Origin of the sequence: Nonomuraea sp. NPDC049624 (genome assembly GCF_040675255.1) — a bacterium.
Taxonomy (GTDB): domain Bacteria; phylum Actinomycetota; class Actinomycetes; order Streptosporangiales; family Streptosporangiaceae; genus Nonomuraea.
On sequence record NZ_JBFAOR010000008.1, the window covers coordinates 98606 to 114841 of the forward strand.

At 71.2% G+C, this 16236-nt stretch carries 16 protein-coding genes; 9 read left to right on the forward strand and 7 right to left on the reverse strand.

Going from position 1 to position 16236, the window contains the following annotated elements; translation table 11 throughout:
* The first annotated feature begins 103 nt into the window (after positions 1–103).
* The 9 genes from AB0J76_RS31515 to AB0J76_RS31555 all read left to right on the forward strand — a co-directional run bounded on the left by AB0J76_RS31515 (position 104) and on the right by AB0J76_RS31555 (position 9030).
* Complete coding sequence (locus AB0J76_RS31515) at positions 104–925, forward strand: type II CAAX endopeptidase family protein (protein ID WP_352324023.1); 822 nt, start codon at positions 104–106, stop codon at positions 923–925.
* 479 nt (positions 926–1404) lie between these two features.
* Positions 1405–2250: a fumarylacetoacetate hydrolase family protein gene (locus tag AB0J76_RS31520; RefSeq protein WP_352324024.1), complete on the forward strand. Its 846-nt coding sequence runs from the start codon at positions 1405–1407 to the stop codon at positions 2248–2250.
* Entirely contained in the window at positions 2250–3539 is a 1290-nt protein-coding gene (locus tag AB0J76_RS31525; protein WP_352324026.1) for an L-fuconate dehydratase, read from the forward strand. The genes AB0J76_RS31520 and AB0J76_RS31525 overlap by 1 nt, the downstream gene beginning before the upstream one ends.
* Positions 3536–4270: an SDR family oxidoreductase gene (locus AB0J76_RS31530; protein ID WP_352324027.1), complete on the forward strand. Its 735-nt coding sequence runs from the start codon at positions 3536–3538 to the stop codon at positions 4268–4270. Before AB0J76_RS31525 ends, AB0J76_RS31530 begins: the two co-directional genes overlap by 4 nt.
* Positions 4271–4285: 15 nt before the next feature.
* Complete coding sequence (locus AB0J76_RS31535; RefSeq protein ID WP_352324028.1) at positions 4286–5344, forward strand: sugar ABC transporter substrate-binding protein; 1059 nt, start codon at positions 4286–4288, stop codon at positions 5342–5344.
* Complete coding sequence (locus AB0J76_RS31540; RefSeq protein WP_352324029.1) at positions 5344–6825, forward strand: sugar ABC transporter ATP-binding protein; 1482 nt, start codon at positions 5344–5346, stop codon at positions 6823–6825. The genes AB0J76_RS31535 and AB0J76_RS31540 overlap by 1 nt, the downstream gene beginning before the upstream one ends.
* Entirely contained in the window at positions 6822–7811 is a 990-nt protein-coding gene (locus AB0J76_RS31545) for an ABC transporter permease (protein WP_352324030.1), read from the forward strand. Before AB0J76_RS31540 ends, AB0J76_RS31545 begins: the two co-directional genes overlap by 4 nt.
* The gene (locus AB0J76_RS31550) at positions 7811–8116 is read left to right on the forward strand and encodes an L-rhamnose mutarotase (protein ID WP_352324031.1); all 306 of its coding nucleotides are present in this window, start codon (positions 7811–7813) and stop codon (positions 8114–8116) included. Before AB0J76_RS31545 ends, AB0J76_RS31550 begins: the two co-directional genes overlap by 1 nt.
* Positions 8113–9030 carry an aldo/keto reductase gene (locus AB0J76_RS31555; protein WP_352324032.1) on the forward strand — a complete coding sequence of 306 codons (918 nt, stop codon included), beginning with the start codon at positions 8113–8115 and terminating at the stop codon, positions 9028–9030. The genes AB0J76_RS31550 and AB0J76_RS31555 overlap by 4 nt, the downstream gene beginning before the upstream one ends.
* Positions 9031–9079: 49 nt before the next feature.
* Here the strand turns inward: AB0J76_RS31555 and AB0J76_RS31560 are convergent, their stop codons facing one another.
* The 7 genes from AB0J76_RS31560 to AB0J76_RS31590 all read right to left on the reverse strand — a co-directional run bounded on the left by AB0J76_RS31560 (position 9080) and on the right by AB0J76_RS31590 (position 16078).
* The gene (locus tag AB0J76_RS31560; protein ID WP_352322008.1) at positions 9080–10351 is read right to left on the reverse strand and encodes a S1 family peptidase; all 1272 of its coding nucleotides are present in this window, start codon (positions 10349–10351) and stop codon (positions 9080–9082) included.
* A gap of 101 nt (positions 10352–10452) precedes the next feature.
* Positions 10453–11400, reverse strand: coding sequence for a DNA polymerase ligase N-terminal domain-containing protein (locus AB0J76_RS31565; protein ID WP_352322010.1), 948 nt, complete (start codon positions 11398–11400; stop codon positions 10453–10455).
* A gap of 32 nt (positions 11401–11432) precedes the next feature.
* On the reverse strand, positions 11433–12107 hold the full coding sequence (locus AB0J76_RS31570; RefSeq protein ID WP_352322012.1) for a FadR/GntR family transcriptional regulator: 675 nt from the start codon (positions 12105–12107) through the stop codon (positions 11433–11435).
* A 25-nt stretch (positions 12108–12132) separates the two neighbouring features.
* Entirely contained in the window at positions 12133–13158 is a 1026-nt protein-coding gene (locus tag AB0J76_RS31575) for an MBL fold metallo-hydrolase (RefSeq protein WP_352322014.1), read from the reverse strand.
* A gap of 38 nt (positions 13159–13196) precedes the next feature.
* A complete protein-coding gene (locus AB0J76_RS31580) occupies positions 13197–14312 on the reverse strand; it encodes a steroid 3-ketoacyl-CoA thiolase (protein WP_352322016.1) in 1116 nt (371 codons plus the stop codon).
* Positions 14313–14355: 43 nt separating this feature from the next.
* Positions 14356–15360, reverse strand: a complete 1005-nt coding sequence (locus tag AB0J76_RS31585) for a sigma-70 family RNA polymerase sigma factor (protein WP_352322017.1) — start codon at positions 15358–15360, stop codon at positions 14356–14358.
* Positions 15361–15427: 67 nt separating this feature from the next.
* Complete coding sequence (locus AB0J76_RS31590) at positions 15428–16078, reverse strand: TetR family transcriptional regulator (protein WP_352322019.1); 651 nt, start codon at positions 16076–16078, stop codon at positions 15428–15430.
* Positions 16079–16236 lie beyond the last annotated feature (158 nt).

Consider the following 16236-nt stretch of genomic DNA (forward strand, 5'->3'; position numbering starts at 1 on the left):
GGTGGGGGCTGTGATCCTCCCTGAGGCCCATGACGATTGTCATGCGGGATTCAGACTCCGGGCTGATGTGCCGACCCGGCCTGGTTACCTAGCGTGTTGTTCCATGAACAGAGCCACACATCCCGTCTGGGCGGTGCTGATCACCGTGGCCGCCACGTTCGCGCAGGTCCTCGTCGGCACCATCCCGGTAACCCTGCTGCTGGCCTCGGACCATCCCCTCTACCGGCCGCTCGGCATGATCGGCGTCACGCTGGCCGCGCTCGCGCTGGTCTACCTGATCCGGCGTTTCCTCGGCGGGCAGTCCTGGGCCGGGGTGGGCATGGAACGATCCCGGCGGGCCGTGCCGCAGCTGCTGCTGGGGGTCGTGGCGGGCGCGGTCCCGACGGTGGCCGCCATCCTGTTGTCGCTGGCGTTCGGCGTGACGTCCCTGGCGCCGGGAGAGACGATCCTCGGCGAGCTGGGCCTGGTGCCGTACGGCATCGCGTTCGCCCTGCTCAGCCAGGCGTTTCCGGAGGAGTTACTGTGGCGGGGGCACCTGTTCGACACGATGTCGGCACGGTTGTCGCCGAGAGTCGTGCTGATCGTGGTGTCGGTGGGGTTCGGCGCGCTGCACATCCTCTCCAACAGCTCGGCCGATTCGCCGGCCGAACGGCTGCTCTACGTGGTGCAGGCCGTCGCACTCGGCTTCGCGTGCGCGGCGGCGCGGGCGCGCACGGGGGCGTTGTGGATGGCCGTCGGCGTGCACCTCGGCCTGCACCTCGGCAACCTGCTACTCCCGACGGAGGCCGTCCACTACGGCGTGCAACTCGTCATCCTGGCCTGCACGCTCACCGTCAGCGGGCTGATACTGCTCCGGTACGGCAAGGGAGCGCGAGAGCGGGCGGCATGCCACCCTGGGCCCACCGCTTACGAGCCGGGCCGCTGAAGCCCTTCCGTTCCCCCAGCCGACAGCCGGCTCGCCTACGGGTGCACCTCGTCCGACGACCACGGCACGCATCAGACCCCGCCCGGCCGGACGTGGCCGACCGCCTATCCCCCGTCTCCACGTGCACCGCCCGCCGACCAGCGTCTCTTGGCTCACCCGGTCGGATGCTGGGGGACGTCCATGCCCGAGGCGCCGCTGGAGTCGCCCTGGATCCAGGCGTCTGAGGGCGAGGCGGTCAGGGGCTGGGGAGGAGGGCGAAGGGTGGGAGGTACCTCCGATGTTTATGGAGGTTGGCGCGGATCGACGAAGGAGAGGAATCTTCGGAGGTATGGGGGCTGGTGAGGGTGGTTGGGTGGGGTTCGAAGTGTCGTCTCTGGGTTACGGATCGGATGTATCCCGTTGCACGCCCTTGACATGCGCCGCCCTGTCCCAGCAGCATCGGAGGCACAGACATCCGATGAATGAGTGAAGGGTGCGGTGTGAAGCTGCTGCGAGTGGGACCTGTCGGACAGGAGCGGCCGGTGGTGATGGACGCCTCCGGCACCCTGCGCGACATCGGGGAGCCCGAGATCGACGGGGCTTTTCTCGCCTCCGGGGGAGTGGCGCGCGTGCGTGACGCGCTGGAGCGCGGCGACCTGCCCGTCGTCGACGCCGCGGGGCTGCGGGTGGGCGCGCCCATCGCCCGTCCGGGCAAGGTGGTCTGCATCGGGCTGAACTACCGCGACCACGCCGCCGAGTCCGGCGCGGAGCCGCCCGCCGAGCCCGTGGTGTTCATGAAGGCCGCCAACACCGTGATCGGCCCGTACGACGAGGTGCTGGTGCCGCGTGGCAGCGTGAAGACCGACTGGGAGGTGGAGCTGGCGGTCGTGATCGGCCGGCGGGCCCGCTACCTCGACAGCCGGGACGAGGCCCTCGACGTGATCGCCGGGTACGCGATCTCCAACGACGTCTCCGAGCGGGAGTTCCAGCTGGAGCGCGGCGGCCAGTGGGACAAGGGCAAGTCGTGCGAGACGTTCAACCCGCTGGGGCCCTGGCTGGTGACGGCCGACGAGGTCGGCGACCCGCAGAGCCTGGGGCTGCGCCTCTGGGTGAACGGCGAGCCGCGCCAGGACGGCGGCACCAAGGACATGATCTTCGACGTGGCTGAGATCGTGCGGTACCTGAGCCGGTTCATGGTGCTCGAACCCGGTGACGTGATCAACACCGGCACCCCGGCCGGGGTCGCGATGGGCATGCCCGGCCAGCCGTACCTGCGGGCGGGCGACGTGATGGAGCTGGAGATCGACGGGCTCGGCCGCCAGCGGCAGACGGTGGGGCAGGCCTGATGGCGTACAGGATCGTCGCGCTGGAGACGCACGACGTGCGTTTCCCCACGTCGCGGGAGCTGGACGGCTCGGACGCGATGAACCCCGACCCCGACTACTCCGCCGCCTACGTGGTGCTGAAGACCGACGACGGGGTCGAGGGGCACGGGTTCGCGTTCACCATCGGACGCGGCAACGACGTGCAGACCGGAGCGATCCGGGCGCTTGAGCCCCATGTGCTCGGCCGGGACGTCGAAGACCTCGGCGCGCTGTACAAGGAGCTGGTCGGCGACTCGCAGCTGCGCTGGCTGGGCCCGGAGAAGGGCGTCATGCACATGGCGATCTCCGCCGTGGTCAACGCCCTGTGGGACCTGAAGGCCAGGCGGGCGGGCAAGCCGGTGTGGCGGCTGCTGTCGGAGATGTCGCCCGAGGAGATCGTCGGGCTGATCGACTTCCGCTACCTGAGCGACGCGCTCACCCAGGACGAAGCCCTCCAGATCCTGAAAAATGCGGAAGAGGGGAAGGAAGAGCGGATCCAGCGGCTCATCGAGACCGGCTACCCCGCCTACACCACCTCCCCCGGCTGGCTCGGCTACGACGACGACAAGCTGCGACGCCTCTGCAAGGAGGCCCTCGACCAGGGCTTCGGCCAGATCAAGCTCAAGGTCGGCGCCGATCTCGACGACGACCTGCGGCGCTTCCGCGTGGCCCGCGAGGTCTGCGGCCCCGACTACCCGATCGCGATCGACGCCAACCAGCGCTGGGACGTCGCCTCGGCCATCGAGTGGGTCGGCGCGCTGAGCCCGTACCGGCCGCACTGGGTGGAGGAGCCGACCAGCCCCGACGACGTGCTCGGCCACGCCGCCATCGCCGAGGGCATCAGGCCGGTCCCGGTCGCCACCGGCGAGCACGTCCAGAACCGCATCGTCTTCAAGCAGCTGCTCCAGGCCGGCGCGATCTCCTACCTGCAGATCGACGCGGCCAGGGTCGGCGGGGTCAACGAGAACCTGGCGATCCTGCTGCTCGCGGCCAAGTTCGGCGTGCCGGTCTGCCCGCACGCGGGCGGTGTCGGGCTGTGCGAGCTGGTGCAGCACCTGTCGATGTTCGACTACGTGGCGATCACCGGCACGATGGACGGCCGCGTGATCGAGTACGTCGACCACCTCCACGAGCACTTCGTGCACCCGGTCGTCATCGTCAACGGCCGCTACACCGCCCCGACGGCCCCCGGCTTCAGCGCCGAGATGCACGCGGCGTCGATCGCCGCCCACACCTTCCCCGACGGCCAGGTATGGAGGGCCACGTCATGACGCTCAAGGCCATCGTGACCGGCGGCGGTTCAGGCATCGGCCTGGCCACGGCCACCCTGCTCGCGGCGCGCGGCATGCAGGTCGCCTGCCTCGACCTCGCCCCGCCCGGCGACCCCTTCGTGGGCATCAGGGCGGACGTGGCCGACGACGCGTCCGTGCGCGCGGCGGTGGCCGAGGCCGCGGAACGGCTCGGCGGCATCGACATCGTGGTCAACAACGCGGGCGTCGGCGCCCAGGGCACGGTCGAGGACAATCCGGACGAGGAATGGCGGAAGGTCTTCGAGGTCAACGTGTTCGGCATCGTCCGGGTGAGCCGGGCGGCGCTGCCGTACCTGCGCAGGTCGGCGCACCCGGCCATCGTCAACACCTGCTCGATCGCGGCCACCGCGGGGCTGCCGAACCGGGCGCTCTACAGCGCGACCAAGGGCGCGGTGTTGTCGCTGACCCTCGCCATGGCCGCCGACCACGTCCGCGAGGGCATCCGCGTCAACTGCGTCAACCCGGGCACCGCCGACACCCCGTGGGTGGGGCGGCTGCTCGACTCGGCCGATGATCCGCAGGCCGAACGAGCGGCGCTGAACGCCAGGCAGCCCATGGGCCGCCTGGTCAGCGCCGAGGAGGTCGCCGCCGCGATCGCCTATCTCGCAGGTCCCGAGGCCGCCGCGACCACCGGCACCGCGCTCGCGGTCGACGGCGGCATGCAGGGGCTACGGCTCCGGCCAACCAAATAAGGAAGGTAACCCCCCATGAAGATCGGTCCGGTGGTCGCGAGCGCGGCCCTGCTGGCGGTCGTCGCCGCCTGCGGTTCCAGCGGCACGAGCGGCACGAGCGGCACGAGCGGCACGAGCGGCTCCACGGCGGAAGGGGGAGGCGGCGGCAAGGTGGGCATCGACCACCCGCGCGCCGACTCCGACTTCTGGAACTCCTACATGAAGTACGTCCCGCAGATGGCGACCGAGCTCAAGGCCGACCTGATGCCCGCCACCAACTCCCAGAACGACGTCTCCAAGCTGGTCAACAACGTGCAGGCGCTGGTCGGCCAGGGCGCCAAGGCGATCGTCATGGCCCCCCAGGACACCGGCGCCATCGCCAACACGCTCCAGCAGCTGGAGAACAAGAAGATCCCCGTGGTCACCGTGGACACCCGGCCCGACAAGGGCAAGGTCTACATGGTCGTCCGCGCCGACAACCGCGCGTACGGCACCAAGGCGTGCGAGTTCCTCGGCGAGAAGCTCGGCGGCAAGGGCAAGGTCGTGCAGCTTGAGGGCGCGCTCAGCTCGATCAACGGCCGCGACCGGTCCGAGGCGTTCAACGAGTGCATGAAGAGCAAGTTCCCCGGCATCACGGTGTTCAGCGAGCCGACCGAGTGGGAGGGCAGCAAGGCGGCGTCCATGCTCCAGACCCGCCTGGAGCAGAACCCGGACATCAAGGGCATCTATATGCATGCCGGCGGCGTGCACCTGGCCCCGACGCTGCAGGTGCTCAAGCAGAAGAACCTGCTGGTCCCGCCGACCGACCCCAAGCACGTCTTCGTGGTCTCCAACGACGGCATCCCGCAGGAGTTCGAGGAGATCCGCAAGGGCAACATCGACGCCACGGTGTCGCAGCCGGCCGACCTCTACGCCCGGTACGCGATCTTCTACGCCAAGGCGGCGGTCGACGGCAAGACGTTCCAGCCGGGCCCGACCGACCACGGCAGCAACATCATCCAACTGCCCAACGGCCTCGAGGACCAGCTCCCGGCGCCGCTGGTGACGAAGGACAACGTGGACGACCAGAACCTCTGGGGTAACCAGGTCAAGTGATGAAATATCACGTTGAAGCCCGAAATGTCGTCAAGCGTTTCGGCCCGACCACCGCGCTGAACGGCGCGGAGATCGCCATCGCCGAGGGCCAGACCCACGCCCTCGTCGGCCGGAACGGCGCGGGGAAGTCCACCCTCGTGTCGATCCTCACCGGGCTCCAGCGGCCGGACGAGGGCGAGGTGCTGTTCTCGGGCGAGACGGCGCCCGCCCTGGCCGACCGCGACGCCTGGCGGCAGCGCGTCGCCTGCGTGTACCAGAAGTCCACGATCATCCCGGCGCTGACGGTCGCGGAGAACCTGTTCCTCAACCGCCAGACCGGCCGCGGCCGGATGATCAACTGGCGGGCGCTGCGGGCCAAGGCGCGCGAGCTGCTGGACACCTACGAGGTGGACGTCGACCCGCAGGCGCTGGCCGGCGAGCTGGGCGTCGAGCAGCGGCAGCTCGTGGAGATCGCGCGGGCGCTGTCGTTCGGCGCCCGGTTCATCATCCTCGACGAGCCCACCGCCAGGCTCGACGGCCCGGCCATCGAGCGGCTGTTCACCCGTATGCGCTCGCTGCGCGAGCAGGGCGTCACGATGATGTACATCTCCCACCACCTGGACGAGGTGTACGAGATCTGCCAGAGCGTCACGGTCTTCCGCGACGCCCGGCACATCGTGACCCGGCCGGTCGCCGGCTTCCCCCAGGACGAGCTGGTCGACGCGATGACCGGCGAGGCCACGGCCGCCTACGAGTCCCGGCAGCGCACGCCGGGCGAGGCGGTCGTGTTGTCCGGCGCGGGCCTGTCGCTGACCGGCCGCTACCAGGACGTGCACATCTCGGTCAGGTCCGGCGAGGTCGTGGGCCTGGCGGGCTCGGCGAGCAGCGGCAAGGTCGGCCTGGCCGAGACCCTGGTCGGGCTGCGCAAGCCGGACACGGGCGTGGTCACGATCGACGGCACCCGGGTCAGGCCGGGCGACGTGCCCGCCGCCATGCGCGCCGGGCTCGGGTTCGTGCCCGAGGACCGGCACCACGAGGGTTTCGTGCCGATGTTGTCGGTGGGGGAGAACGCGACCCTGCCGATCGCCCACAAGCTGGGCGCCTACGGCATCGTCTCGCCCGCGCGGCGCCGGGAGAGGGCCGTCCAGATGATCGAGAGCCTGGACATCAAGACCGAGGGGCCCGACCAGCCCGTCGGCGACCTGTCCGGCGGGAACGCGCAGAAGGTCGTGTTCGCGCGGGCGCTCGTGGACGACCCGAGGGCGCTGGTCGTGATCAACCCGACCGCGGGCGTCGACGTCAAGGCCAAGCAGGCCCTGCTAGGCGCGGTCGAGGACGCGGTCGGCCGGGGCGCGGGGGCCGTCGTGGTCTCCGACGAGCTCGACGACCTGCGCATCTGCGACCGGGTGCTGGTGATGTTCCACGGCAGGGTCGTCAAGGACGTGCCGCGTGGCTGGACCGACCACGAGCTCGTGGCCGTGATGGAAGGCATACAAGAGTGACCACTTTGACTGCTCCGGCCCCCCGGCTGAGGCTGGCCAGGTTCCGCGACCTGACCCTGGTGCCGGTGATCCTGCTCCTGCTCGTCGTGGGCGCGTTCCTCGACCCGACCTTCCTGACGGCGGGCAACCTGACGAACGTGCTCCAGCAGCAGGCGGCGATCTCGCTGCTCGTGCTGGCCGAGGCGATGATCCTGATCGCCGGGAAGTTCGACCTGTCGCTGGAGTCGACGGTCGGCACCGCGCCCGGCATCGCCGTGATGCTGGCCGTCCCGGCCTCGGCGGGCGGGTTCGGCCTCGGGCTGCCCGGCTGGCTGGTGATCCCGCTGGCCCTGCTCGTGGGCGCGGCCATCGGCGCGTTCAACGGGTTCCTGATCATCAGGTTCCAGCTGTCGGCGTTCATCGTCACGCTGGCCATGCTGATCATCGTGGACGGCCTCCAGCAGGGGCTCACCCAGGGCAAGACGCTGTTCCAGCTCCCCGACTCGATGCTCTACCTCGGCAGCGCCACCTGGCTCGGCCTGCCCGCCGCCATCTGGATCGCCGCGGTGCTGTTCGCCGCCGGCGTCTTCGGCCTGACCTACCTCCGGCTCGGCCGCTCCCTGTACGCCATCGGCGGCAACGCCGACGCCGCCCGCGCCGCCGGCATCCGGGTGGACCGCGTGCTGTTCGGCGTGTTCGTGCTCGGCGGGATCCTGGCCGCCACGGCCGGCATCCTGGAGACCGGGCGTCTCGGCGCGATCGGCAACGAGATGGGCGACGGCTGGATCTTCATGGTCTTCGCCGCGGCCGTCATCGGCGGCGTCAGCATGGACGGCGGCAAGGGCACCGTCCTCGGCGCGCTGACCGGTGTGCTGGTGATCGGCCTGGTCCAGAACATCCTCACCCTCATCGGGGTCTCCGGCTTCTGGCAACCGGTGATCTACGGTGGCATCATTCTCATCGCACTGATCATCAGCAGGATCGCCGGCGGAAAGGCGCAGGACTGATGGAACGCCTCGCCCTGCGCACCAGGCTGCGGCCCGGATGCGAGGAGATCTACGACCGGGAGCACGCCACGATCCCGGCCGCCCTGGAGGCCGCCATGCGCGCCCACGGCGTGATCTCGTGGCGCATCTTCCGCGACGGCCTCGACCTGTTCCACTTCGTGGAGGTCGAGGACTACGCCGCGCTGCAGGCCGCGCTCAAGGACGACCCCGCCGACCAGGCCTGGCAGCGCCAGATGAACCGCCTGCTCGACGGCGACTTCGACAAGTCGGCGGGCGGCCTGCGCCAGGTCTGGGAGCTGACGTGATCGACCTGCCCCGCGTCGGCCTCGGCGGCGCCCCGCTCGGCAACCTCTACCAGGCGGTCTCCGGCGAGCAGGCGCGGGCCACGGTCGACGCGGCCTGGGACAGCGGCGTGCGCCTGTTCGACACCGCGCCCCACTACGGGCTGGGGCTGTCCGAGCGCCGCCTGGGCGCCGCGCTCGCGGAGCGGTCGGGTTACGTCCTGTCCACGAAGGTGGGCCGGCTGGTGGTGCCCGCGCAGGTGCGCGACGACGACGAGATGTTCGACGTCCCGGTCGGGCTGGGCCGTGAATGGGACTTCTCGGCCGACGGCGTGCGCGACTCCCTGGAGGACTCCCTGGCCCGGCTCGGCCTGCCGGAGATCGACATCGCACTCATCCACGACCCCGACGACCACCTGGAGCAGGCGCTGGCCGAGGCCTACCCGGCGCTGGCCGAACTGCGGGAGCAGGGCGTGGTCAAGGCGATCGGCGTCGGGATGAACCAGTGGCAGGCGCCGCTGCGCTTCGTCCGGGAGACCGGCATCGACGTCGTCATGCTCGCCGGGCGCTACACGCTGCTCGACCAGTCGGGGCTGCCGTTGCTGGACGAATGCGCCGAACGCGGCGTCCGGGTGCTGGCCGCCGGGGTCTTCAACAGCGGCCTCCTGGCCACGGCGGCCCCGTCCGGCACCTTCGACTACGCACCCGCGCCGGCGCACTTGCTGGACCGGGCCGCCCGGATCGCCGGCGTCTGCGAGCGCCACGGCGTCTCCCTGCCGCAGGCGGCCATGGCCTTCCCGCTGCGCCATCCGGCGGTCGCCACGATCGTGCTGGGCGCCCGCGCGCCCGAGGAGGTCGTGGCCAACGCCGCGCTGTGGTCCCGTCCGGTCCCCGAGGAGCTGTGGCTGGAGCTGGCCGGCGAGGGCCTGCTGGGCTGACCGCGGCCGGGCCCCCGCCCGGCCGCCGTCCTCGTTCAGTGCACCTGGTTCAGTGCACCTGTACGGACGCGCCGAAGGCCAGCGCCACGTCCCACACCCGGGAGAAGACGATCACCCGGCCGCCGTCCAGCCCGCCGCAGGAGACCGGCTTGCTGATGGCCGACGTGATGCCCTGCGCCGCGACGTCGTCGAACCAGTTGGTGTAGGAGTAGACCGGGCCGCCGCTGTCGCCGTGGGCCACGGCGCAGCCGCCGACGACGCTCTTGGCCCTGACCATGTGCTTGACGTACTGCCCGTTCGTGTACGTGCCGCTCCACCCGGTCTCGGTCACCTTGATCAGGCAGTACTCGCCCAGCGACGCCCCCGAGTTGCAGACGAAGTTGCCGACGTACGCCTTCCACAAGGCGACCACCCGGTTGCTGGTCGAGGCCGCCGGACCGCCGTCGAAGACGTCGGCCGTGGCGTCGGCCAGGACGATCGCGGCGTCCCGCTTGGGCAGCCGCCACTGCAGGTCGCCCATGCGGTTCGCCGGGCTGCCCGAGCCGCCGCCGTCGTAGAAGGAGTCCCAGAACTCGCCGCAGTGGGCTGCGGTCAGGAAGCCGGGATTGCCGTTCTTGTCGTAGACGGCGAACCCCGAGCTGCAGCCGGAGCCGGTCCTGGCGTTCCAGGTCCGGCCGCCCGCGTAGTAGCTCGGGACGTCGTCCTGCCTGCTGTAGGCCGGGTCGAAGCGCTCGCCGCGCTCCAGCGTGATCGGCGCGGTCGCGCCGCCGGGCCGCTGAAGCTGGTCGGGGACGGTGTCCTCGTCCGGGACCGAGAGCCGCACGCCGCTCCCGTCGGCCTGCGGGGCGGCGCCCGTGACCTGCCCGGACTCGCTCCACTTGTCGGCCTCGGTGAGGAGGTCGGCGTAGGAGAAGGCGGACGGGAGCACGGAGACCGGGGCGGTCAGCCGGCCCTCGTCGACCACGGCCCGCACGGGCGCGGGCACCTGGCCCTTCCAGTACAGGCGGACCTCGTGGTTCTCGGGCGCGACGACCACGCCGCCGTACCCGTCGGAGGTCTCGGCCACGGCCGTGACGCGGTCGGCGACGGCGTTCAGCCGGGTCTGCTCGGCGAAGAGCGCGTCCCAGCTCGCGAAGCCGCCGGGGACCTGGCCGCGCGGGCCGGTCGAGTCCCTGGCCGGCGGCTTGCCTCCGGCGTCGGCGGACTGCCGGGTGAGGTCGGGGCCGGAGGCGGTGACCGCCGAGGCGGCTCCGGCGCCCAGGAAGGGCACGACGGCGCACGTCAAGATCAGCACCGTACGGCGTAAGCGGATGTTCTGCATGGATCCCCCCATGTCTGGATGAGGGGCCATCACAGCAGGCGATCCGGCACGCCTTCCGCGTCCAAGTACCGCCCCGCGCTGTGCTCTGCGGGCTTGCGGCCTCAGGAGGGGATGAACAGCCAGGACGTGGACATGCCGGACTCGTAGCGGGAGTCCAGGCGTTTGGCCACCACACCGGGCAGGCCCTGCTCGCGCGCCGCCTGCCGGACCGCGCCGGCCTCCCCGGGCCACGAGGGCGCTGTCTGCCAGCGGGGGCCGGCCAGCCCCAGTGACTCCAGGGCGGCCCGCCGGTCGGCGAACGGCTCGTCCACCAGGGAGCGGCCCTCGTCGTACAGCAGGTCCTGGACGACCAGGATCTCGGTCCCGGCCAGCGTGACCACCTCGCCGTCCAGCACCGCCGTCCGGCTGCCGAACGACTCGGCCAGCGGGCGCAGCCAAGGATGCTCGCGGGCGGCCGTCGTGCGTCCGCCGTCGACGGGGACCAGGAGCCGGCGTCCGCCCCAGGCGAACTCGAAGGCGTAGGCGGCGGCGTCCCTGGGCGGCCGGGCGCGCTCGGTGGGCAGCATGGGCTCCACGTCGGGGAACGGGTCGCGGACGGGGGCGTCCATGCGGTGGATCATCCAGTTCTTGCCCCGCGTCCGGAACAGCACGAACCGCCCGGAGGCCCGCCGGCCGTGCAGGACGAACTTGACCTCGCGCTCGGACCACTTCTCGGTCTCGTACGTGCCGGTGTCCCAGACGGTCATGGTGCCGCCGCCGTACTCGCCCTTCGGGATCTCGCCGTGGAAGGTGAGGTACTCCATCGGATGGTCCTCGGTGTGCACGGCCAGGTGGTTGGTGCCGGGGTCGGCGGGCAGGCCCTTGGGGACCGCCCAGGAGGCCAGCACGCCGTCGCGTTCCAGCCGCAGGTCCCAGTGCAGGGACCGGGCGTGGTGCTCCTGGATGACGAACGCGGCGCCGCCACCGTCTCGGGGAGGGGTGGCGGGCACGGGCTCGGGGGTCCGGCTGGGGTCGCGTTTGCTGCGGTATCGCTCCAGTTTGTCGGCCACGACACGGTTACTACCCGGGGAACGGCCGCCGATCAGTCGAGGGCCTTGCGCAGCCACGCCTCCACGCCCGCCACATGCACGGTGGCCCACGACCGCGCCACGTCCGGCTGGCGGGCGGCGATGGCCTCGTAGATCGCGGTGTGCTGCTCGCGGGTCTTCTCCATCGCGCCCTCCTGGGTGAGGCCGCGCCACACCCGGGCCCGAGTGGTCGGACCTGACAGGCTCTCGATGAACGAGCAGAGCACGCTGTTACCCGACCCGCGCGCGATGCGCTGATGGAACTCCAGGTCGTTGGCGACCAGTTCCTCGACCGTCGGCTGCGCGGGCAGCGAGTCGAGGATGCGCCGCAGTTCCTCGATGTCCTCGTCGCGCATCAGCTCGGTGGCCAGGGCCGTCGCGGCCGGCTCCAGGATGCGCCGCACCTCGAAGAACTGGATCACCGTGTCGTCGCGGTGCAGGTCGAGCACGAACGACATGGTGTCGAGCAGCAGGTGCGGCTCCAGGCTGGTGACGTACGTGCCGTCGCCCTGGCGCACGTCGAGGACGTTGATCAGGGCCAGCGCGCGCACGGCCTCGCGCAGCGAGTTGCGCGACAGGCCGAGCCGCTCGGCGAGGTCGGCCTCCTTCGGCAGGCGGTCGCCCGGGGTCAGCTCCCCGGAGAGGATCATCTGCTTGATCTTGTCGATGGCCGCGTCGGTGACCGCCACACTCTTCTCCCTAGACATCGGATGTCTAGGAGTCTAGAGCCTGGAAGCGTACGGGATCGACGTCCGGGACGCGGCGGACCATGCCCCGGGTCTCCAGCGTGCGCAGATGGGCCGCGGCCTCGCCGGCCGCCATGCCGCGCAGCACGGGGGCCAGGTCGTCCCAGGGCCGGTTCCAGGTCATCATCGAGGCGACCTCCCAGATGGTCAGCGGTCGCGACCGCTCGGCCATGAGGGTGCGCAACCGGATCAGCTTCTCCTCGTGATGGTGGCGGATCTCGGCGGCGCGCGCGGCAACATCGGGAAATATCCACTCGTGCGCCGGCAGGGCGTCCAGGGGGCCCAGCTCGCCGACCCGGTCGAGCGAGTCCAGGAAGTCGCCCAGCGGATCGATGTCGTCGCGGTCGTAGGGATAGATCCCGATGTGCGGGGTGATGTCGGGAAGGACGTGGTCGCCGGTGAACAGCCGGTCGGCGTCCTCCAGGTGCAGGCAGATGTGGCCCGGCGTGTGGCCCGGGGTGTGCACGGCGCGCAGCTTGCGGCCGGGCAGCTCCACCAGGTCGCCGTCGCGCAGCTCGCGGTCGGGCAGCGCGGGCGGCGTCGGCCGGGTGCCCATCGCCTCGCGCACCTCGCCGGGGCCGGCGCCGGCCCGCCTGAGCATGTCGGACTGGAAGCTCGCGTGCTCCTCAGCGGCGAACCGGTGCATGAGCCGGACCAGCGCCGCGTCCTCCTCGTGCATGGCGATCCAGGCCCCGGACGCCTCCTTGACCTGCCCGGCCAGCCCGGCGTGGTCGGGGTGGAAGTGGGTGACGACCACGCCGCTCACGGCCCCCACGTCGAGCCCGAGCGCGGCCAGGCCGCCGCTGAGCGCCTGCCAGGCGTCGGGGTGGTTCCATCCGGCGTCCACCAGCACCGGCCCGCGCGGCGACTCGACGGCGTAGACGAGGGTGTAGCCCAGCGGGTTGCCCGGGATGGGCACCGGCACGCTCCACACCCCGCCGCCGAGCTCCTGCGGCCGCTGTTCCGCGTACGGCCTGCGCCTGGTCTTCCCCACCGGTTCCCCCGATCGAGCACGTGCGTGTGAATGGTGGATCAGGCCAGGCGTTCGAGGATCGTCGCCGTGGCCAGGGCGCCGCCCGCGCACATCGTGACCAGCGCGGTGGTGGTGCCGGAGCGTTCGAGCTCGTGCAGGGCGGTGGTGATGAGCCGGGCGCCGGTGGCCCCGACGGGATGGCCGAGCGCGATGGCCCCGCCGTTGACGTTGACCCGGTCGAGGTCGGGCTCGTGCACCGCGGCCCACGAGAGCACCACGGACGCGAACGCCTCGTTCACCTCGAACCTGTCGATGTCGCCCATGGTCATCCCGGCCGCCGTCAGCACCTTCGCGGTCGCCTCCACGGGACCGTCGAGATGATAGTAGGGCTCGGCCCCGACGAGCGCCTGCGCCAGGATGCGCGCCCTGGGCCGCAGCCCCTGCCGGCGGGCCTCCTGCTCGCTGGTCACCAGCACGGCGGCCGCGCCGTCGGAGATCTGCGAGGACGTGCCGGCGGTGTGCAGGGCGCCCTCGGCGACCGGCTTGAGCGCGGCCAGGCTCTCGACCGTGGTCTCGCGTAACCCCTGGTCCCTGCGGACGGAGCCGACGGGCACGATCTCCCGCTCGAACCGCCCGTCGGCCCAGGCCTTGGCCGCCAGGCGCTGCGACCGCGCGCCGAACCAGTCGAGCCGCTCCCTGGTCAGCCCGCGCCGTTGGGCGATGCGTTCGGCCGCGGTGAACTGGTCGGGCAGGTCGATGCTCCAGTCGTCGGGACGCGGCCGCGCGGGGCGCACGTTGCTGCCGAGCGGCGCCCTGCTCATCATCTCGACCCCGCATCCGACGCCGGCCTCGATGACGCCCGCCCTGATCATCGCCGCCGCCAGGTGCACGGCCTGCTGGGAGGAGCCGCACTGGGCGTCGAGCGTGGTGACGCCCGTCTGGTAGGGGAGGCCGGCGTAGAGCCACGAGTGGCGGCCGACGTGGCCGCCCTGCTCGCCGGCCTGCGTGACGCACCCGGCGAACGTCTGGCCGATCGTGGCCGGATCGATGCCGGCGCGCTGGATGAGGCCGTTCAGCGCGGCGGCCAGCACCTGCTGCGGCTTGAGCTCCGACAACCAGCCCGCCCGCTTGCCGATGGGCGTGCGAACGGCTTCGACGATCACAGGTATGCCCACAGTCGCCTCCAGAACGTTGCTCTGGCCGCGACTGTAACGCGTTCTACTTTCTGGTGGAAGCCTCGCTTCCGGCCGGGAACTCGGCACGCAGCCCGAAAGTGTCGAAAAGCCGCAGGTCAAAGAACATGGCGACGTGATTGACGCCTTCTTCGCGCAACGTCAGGACCATGATGGCGAAGCGGCGGTAGACGTCGTGCTCGCGGAAGTAGACGGCGAACGCGGGCTGGCCGTTGGCGGCCACGGGCAGCAGCCTGAGGTCGTGCGGCCGGCTGGCGGGGCACTGCGTGGAGACGAGCTCGCCGATCGCGTCGGGGCCTTCGTACCAGCCCACGTAGGGGGGCATCTCCCAGATCGCGTCTTTGGTGAACAGCGAGACCAGCTCGTCGACGTCGTAGTTCTCGAAGGCGGCGACGTAGCGGTCGAGCAGGTGTCGCTGCTCGGCGGAGAGCGGCTCGACCTGGTCGTCGAGGCTCGGCGAGACCTCGCTGAGCTGCGCGCGGGCCCGCTGCAGGATGCTGTTGACGGCCGCCGTGGACAGGCCGACCGCCTCGGCGACCTCGGCCGCCCGCCACCTGAGCACGTCGCGCAGGATCAGCACGGCGCGCTGCCGGGGCGGCAGGTGCTGGAGCGCGGCGACGAGCGCGAGCCGGATGCTCTCGCGCGAGGTCACGATCGAGGCCGGGTCGCCGGCCGCCTCGACCCCGGCCAGCGTGTCGGGCACCGGCTCCAGCCAGGGCACCTCGCCGTCCTGGACCAGCGGCTCGGCCGGCTCGGTGCTCGGGGCGCCGAGACCGGTGGGCAGGGGCCGCCGGCCGCGGCTGTCGAGCGCGGTCAGGCAGGCGGTGGTGGCGATGCGGTAGAGCCACGTGCGCAGCGACGACCGCCCCTCGAACCCGTCGTAGCCCCGCCAGGCCCGCAGATAGGTCTCCTGTACGAGATCCTCGGCGTCGTGCACCGAACCCAGCATGCGGTAGCAGTGTGCGAACAGCTCGCGCCGCATCGGATCGGCCAGCCGGAGGAAGTCTTCGCTCGTCGGCTTGTCGCTCATGCCCCCTGTATAGCTTCCGCCACCGACAAAAAGCCGATTAGGGCATGACGGAGATGTCCGGAAGGGGCTAAATGTCGGCCAGGAGGCGATTCGCGGCGGTCTCGATGCGCCGCTGGATCTGGTCGTACGTGCGCCGCCCGCGCAACATCTCCAGCAGCTCCTGCACCCACACGCTGGCCAGCGAGCCCGCGAGGTCGAGCTGCTCCTCGCCGGCCTGGTCGACGGTCAGCCCGTCGGCGGACACCCGCAGCAGCAGCCCGGTCATGCGGTCGCCGAACGGTGTCTGGACCTCGGCCATGATCAACGACCGGATCAGCGCGTCGGCCAGCTCCGGCTCGCGCATCAGCCCCCGGGTGGCCCGCATGAGCACGTCGACGGCCCGGCTGGCCGGCGTGGACGCCCCGGGCGGGCGGCGCTCGATGCTGCTCTCCAGCAGGTCGATCTCCTCGCCCACGACCGCCACGACCAGGTCCATCTTGGAGGGGAAGTAGCGGTAGAGCGTGCCCAGCGCCACGCCGGCGCGCTCGGCGACCGTGCGCATCTGCATCGCCTCGACGCCGCCGCGCGAGGCCAGCGCGGCGGCGGCCTGGACGATGCGCTTGCGGCGTTGGTGCTGGCTGCGGGTGCGGACGCTGCGACCGCCCGCCGCGGCGCGGCCCTCGGCGGCCCCCTCGGTGTCGCTGGGGGGCGCGGAGAATGACCCGGGCGAGGTACGCATAAGAACACGTTATCTGATTTCTCGGCAACGCGGCTTGTTACTCGCGAGTCACAAACAGGCCGTATCGGCCCATGTCTACGGCGTTACAGGGCTATGTCGGAACATTGCCAAGAAGGCCGGCACTGGACAGATATTAGAATCTGTTCTAGTTTGCCATT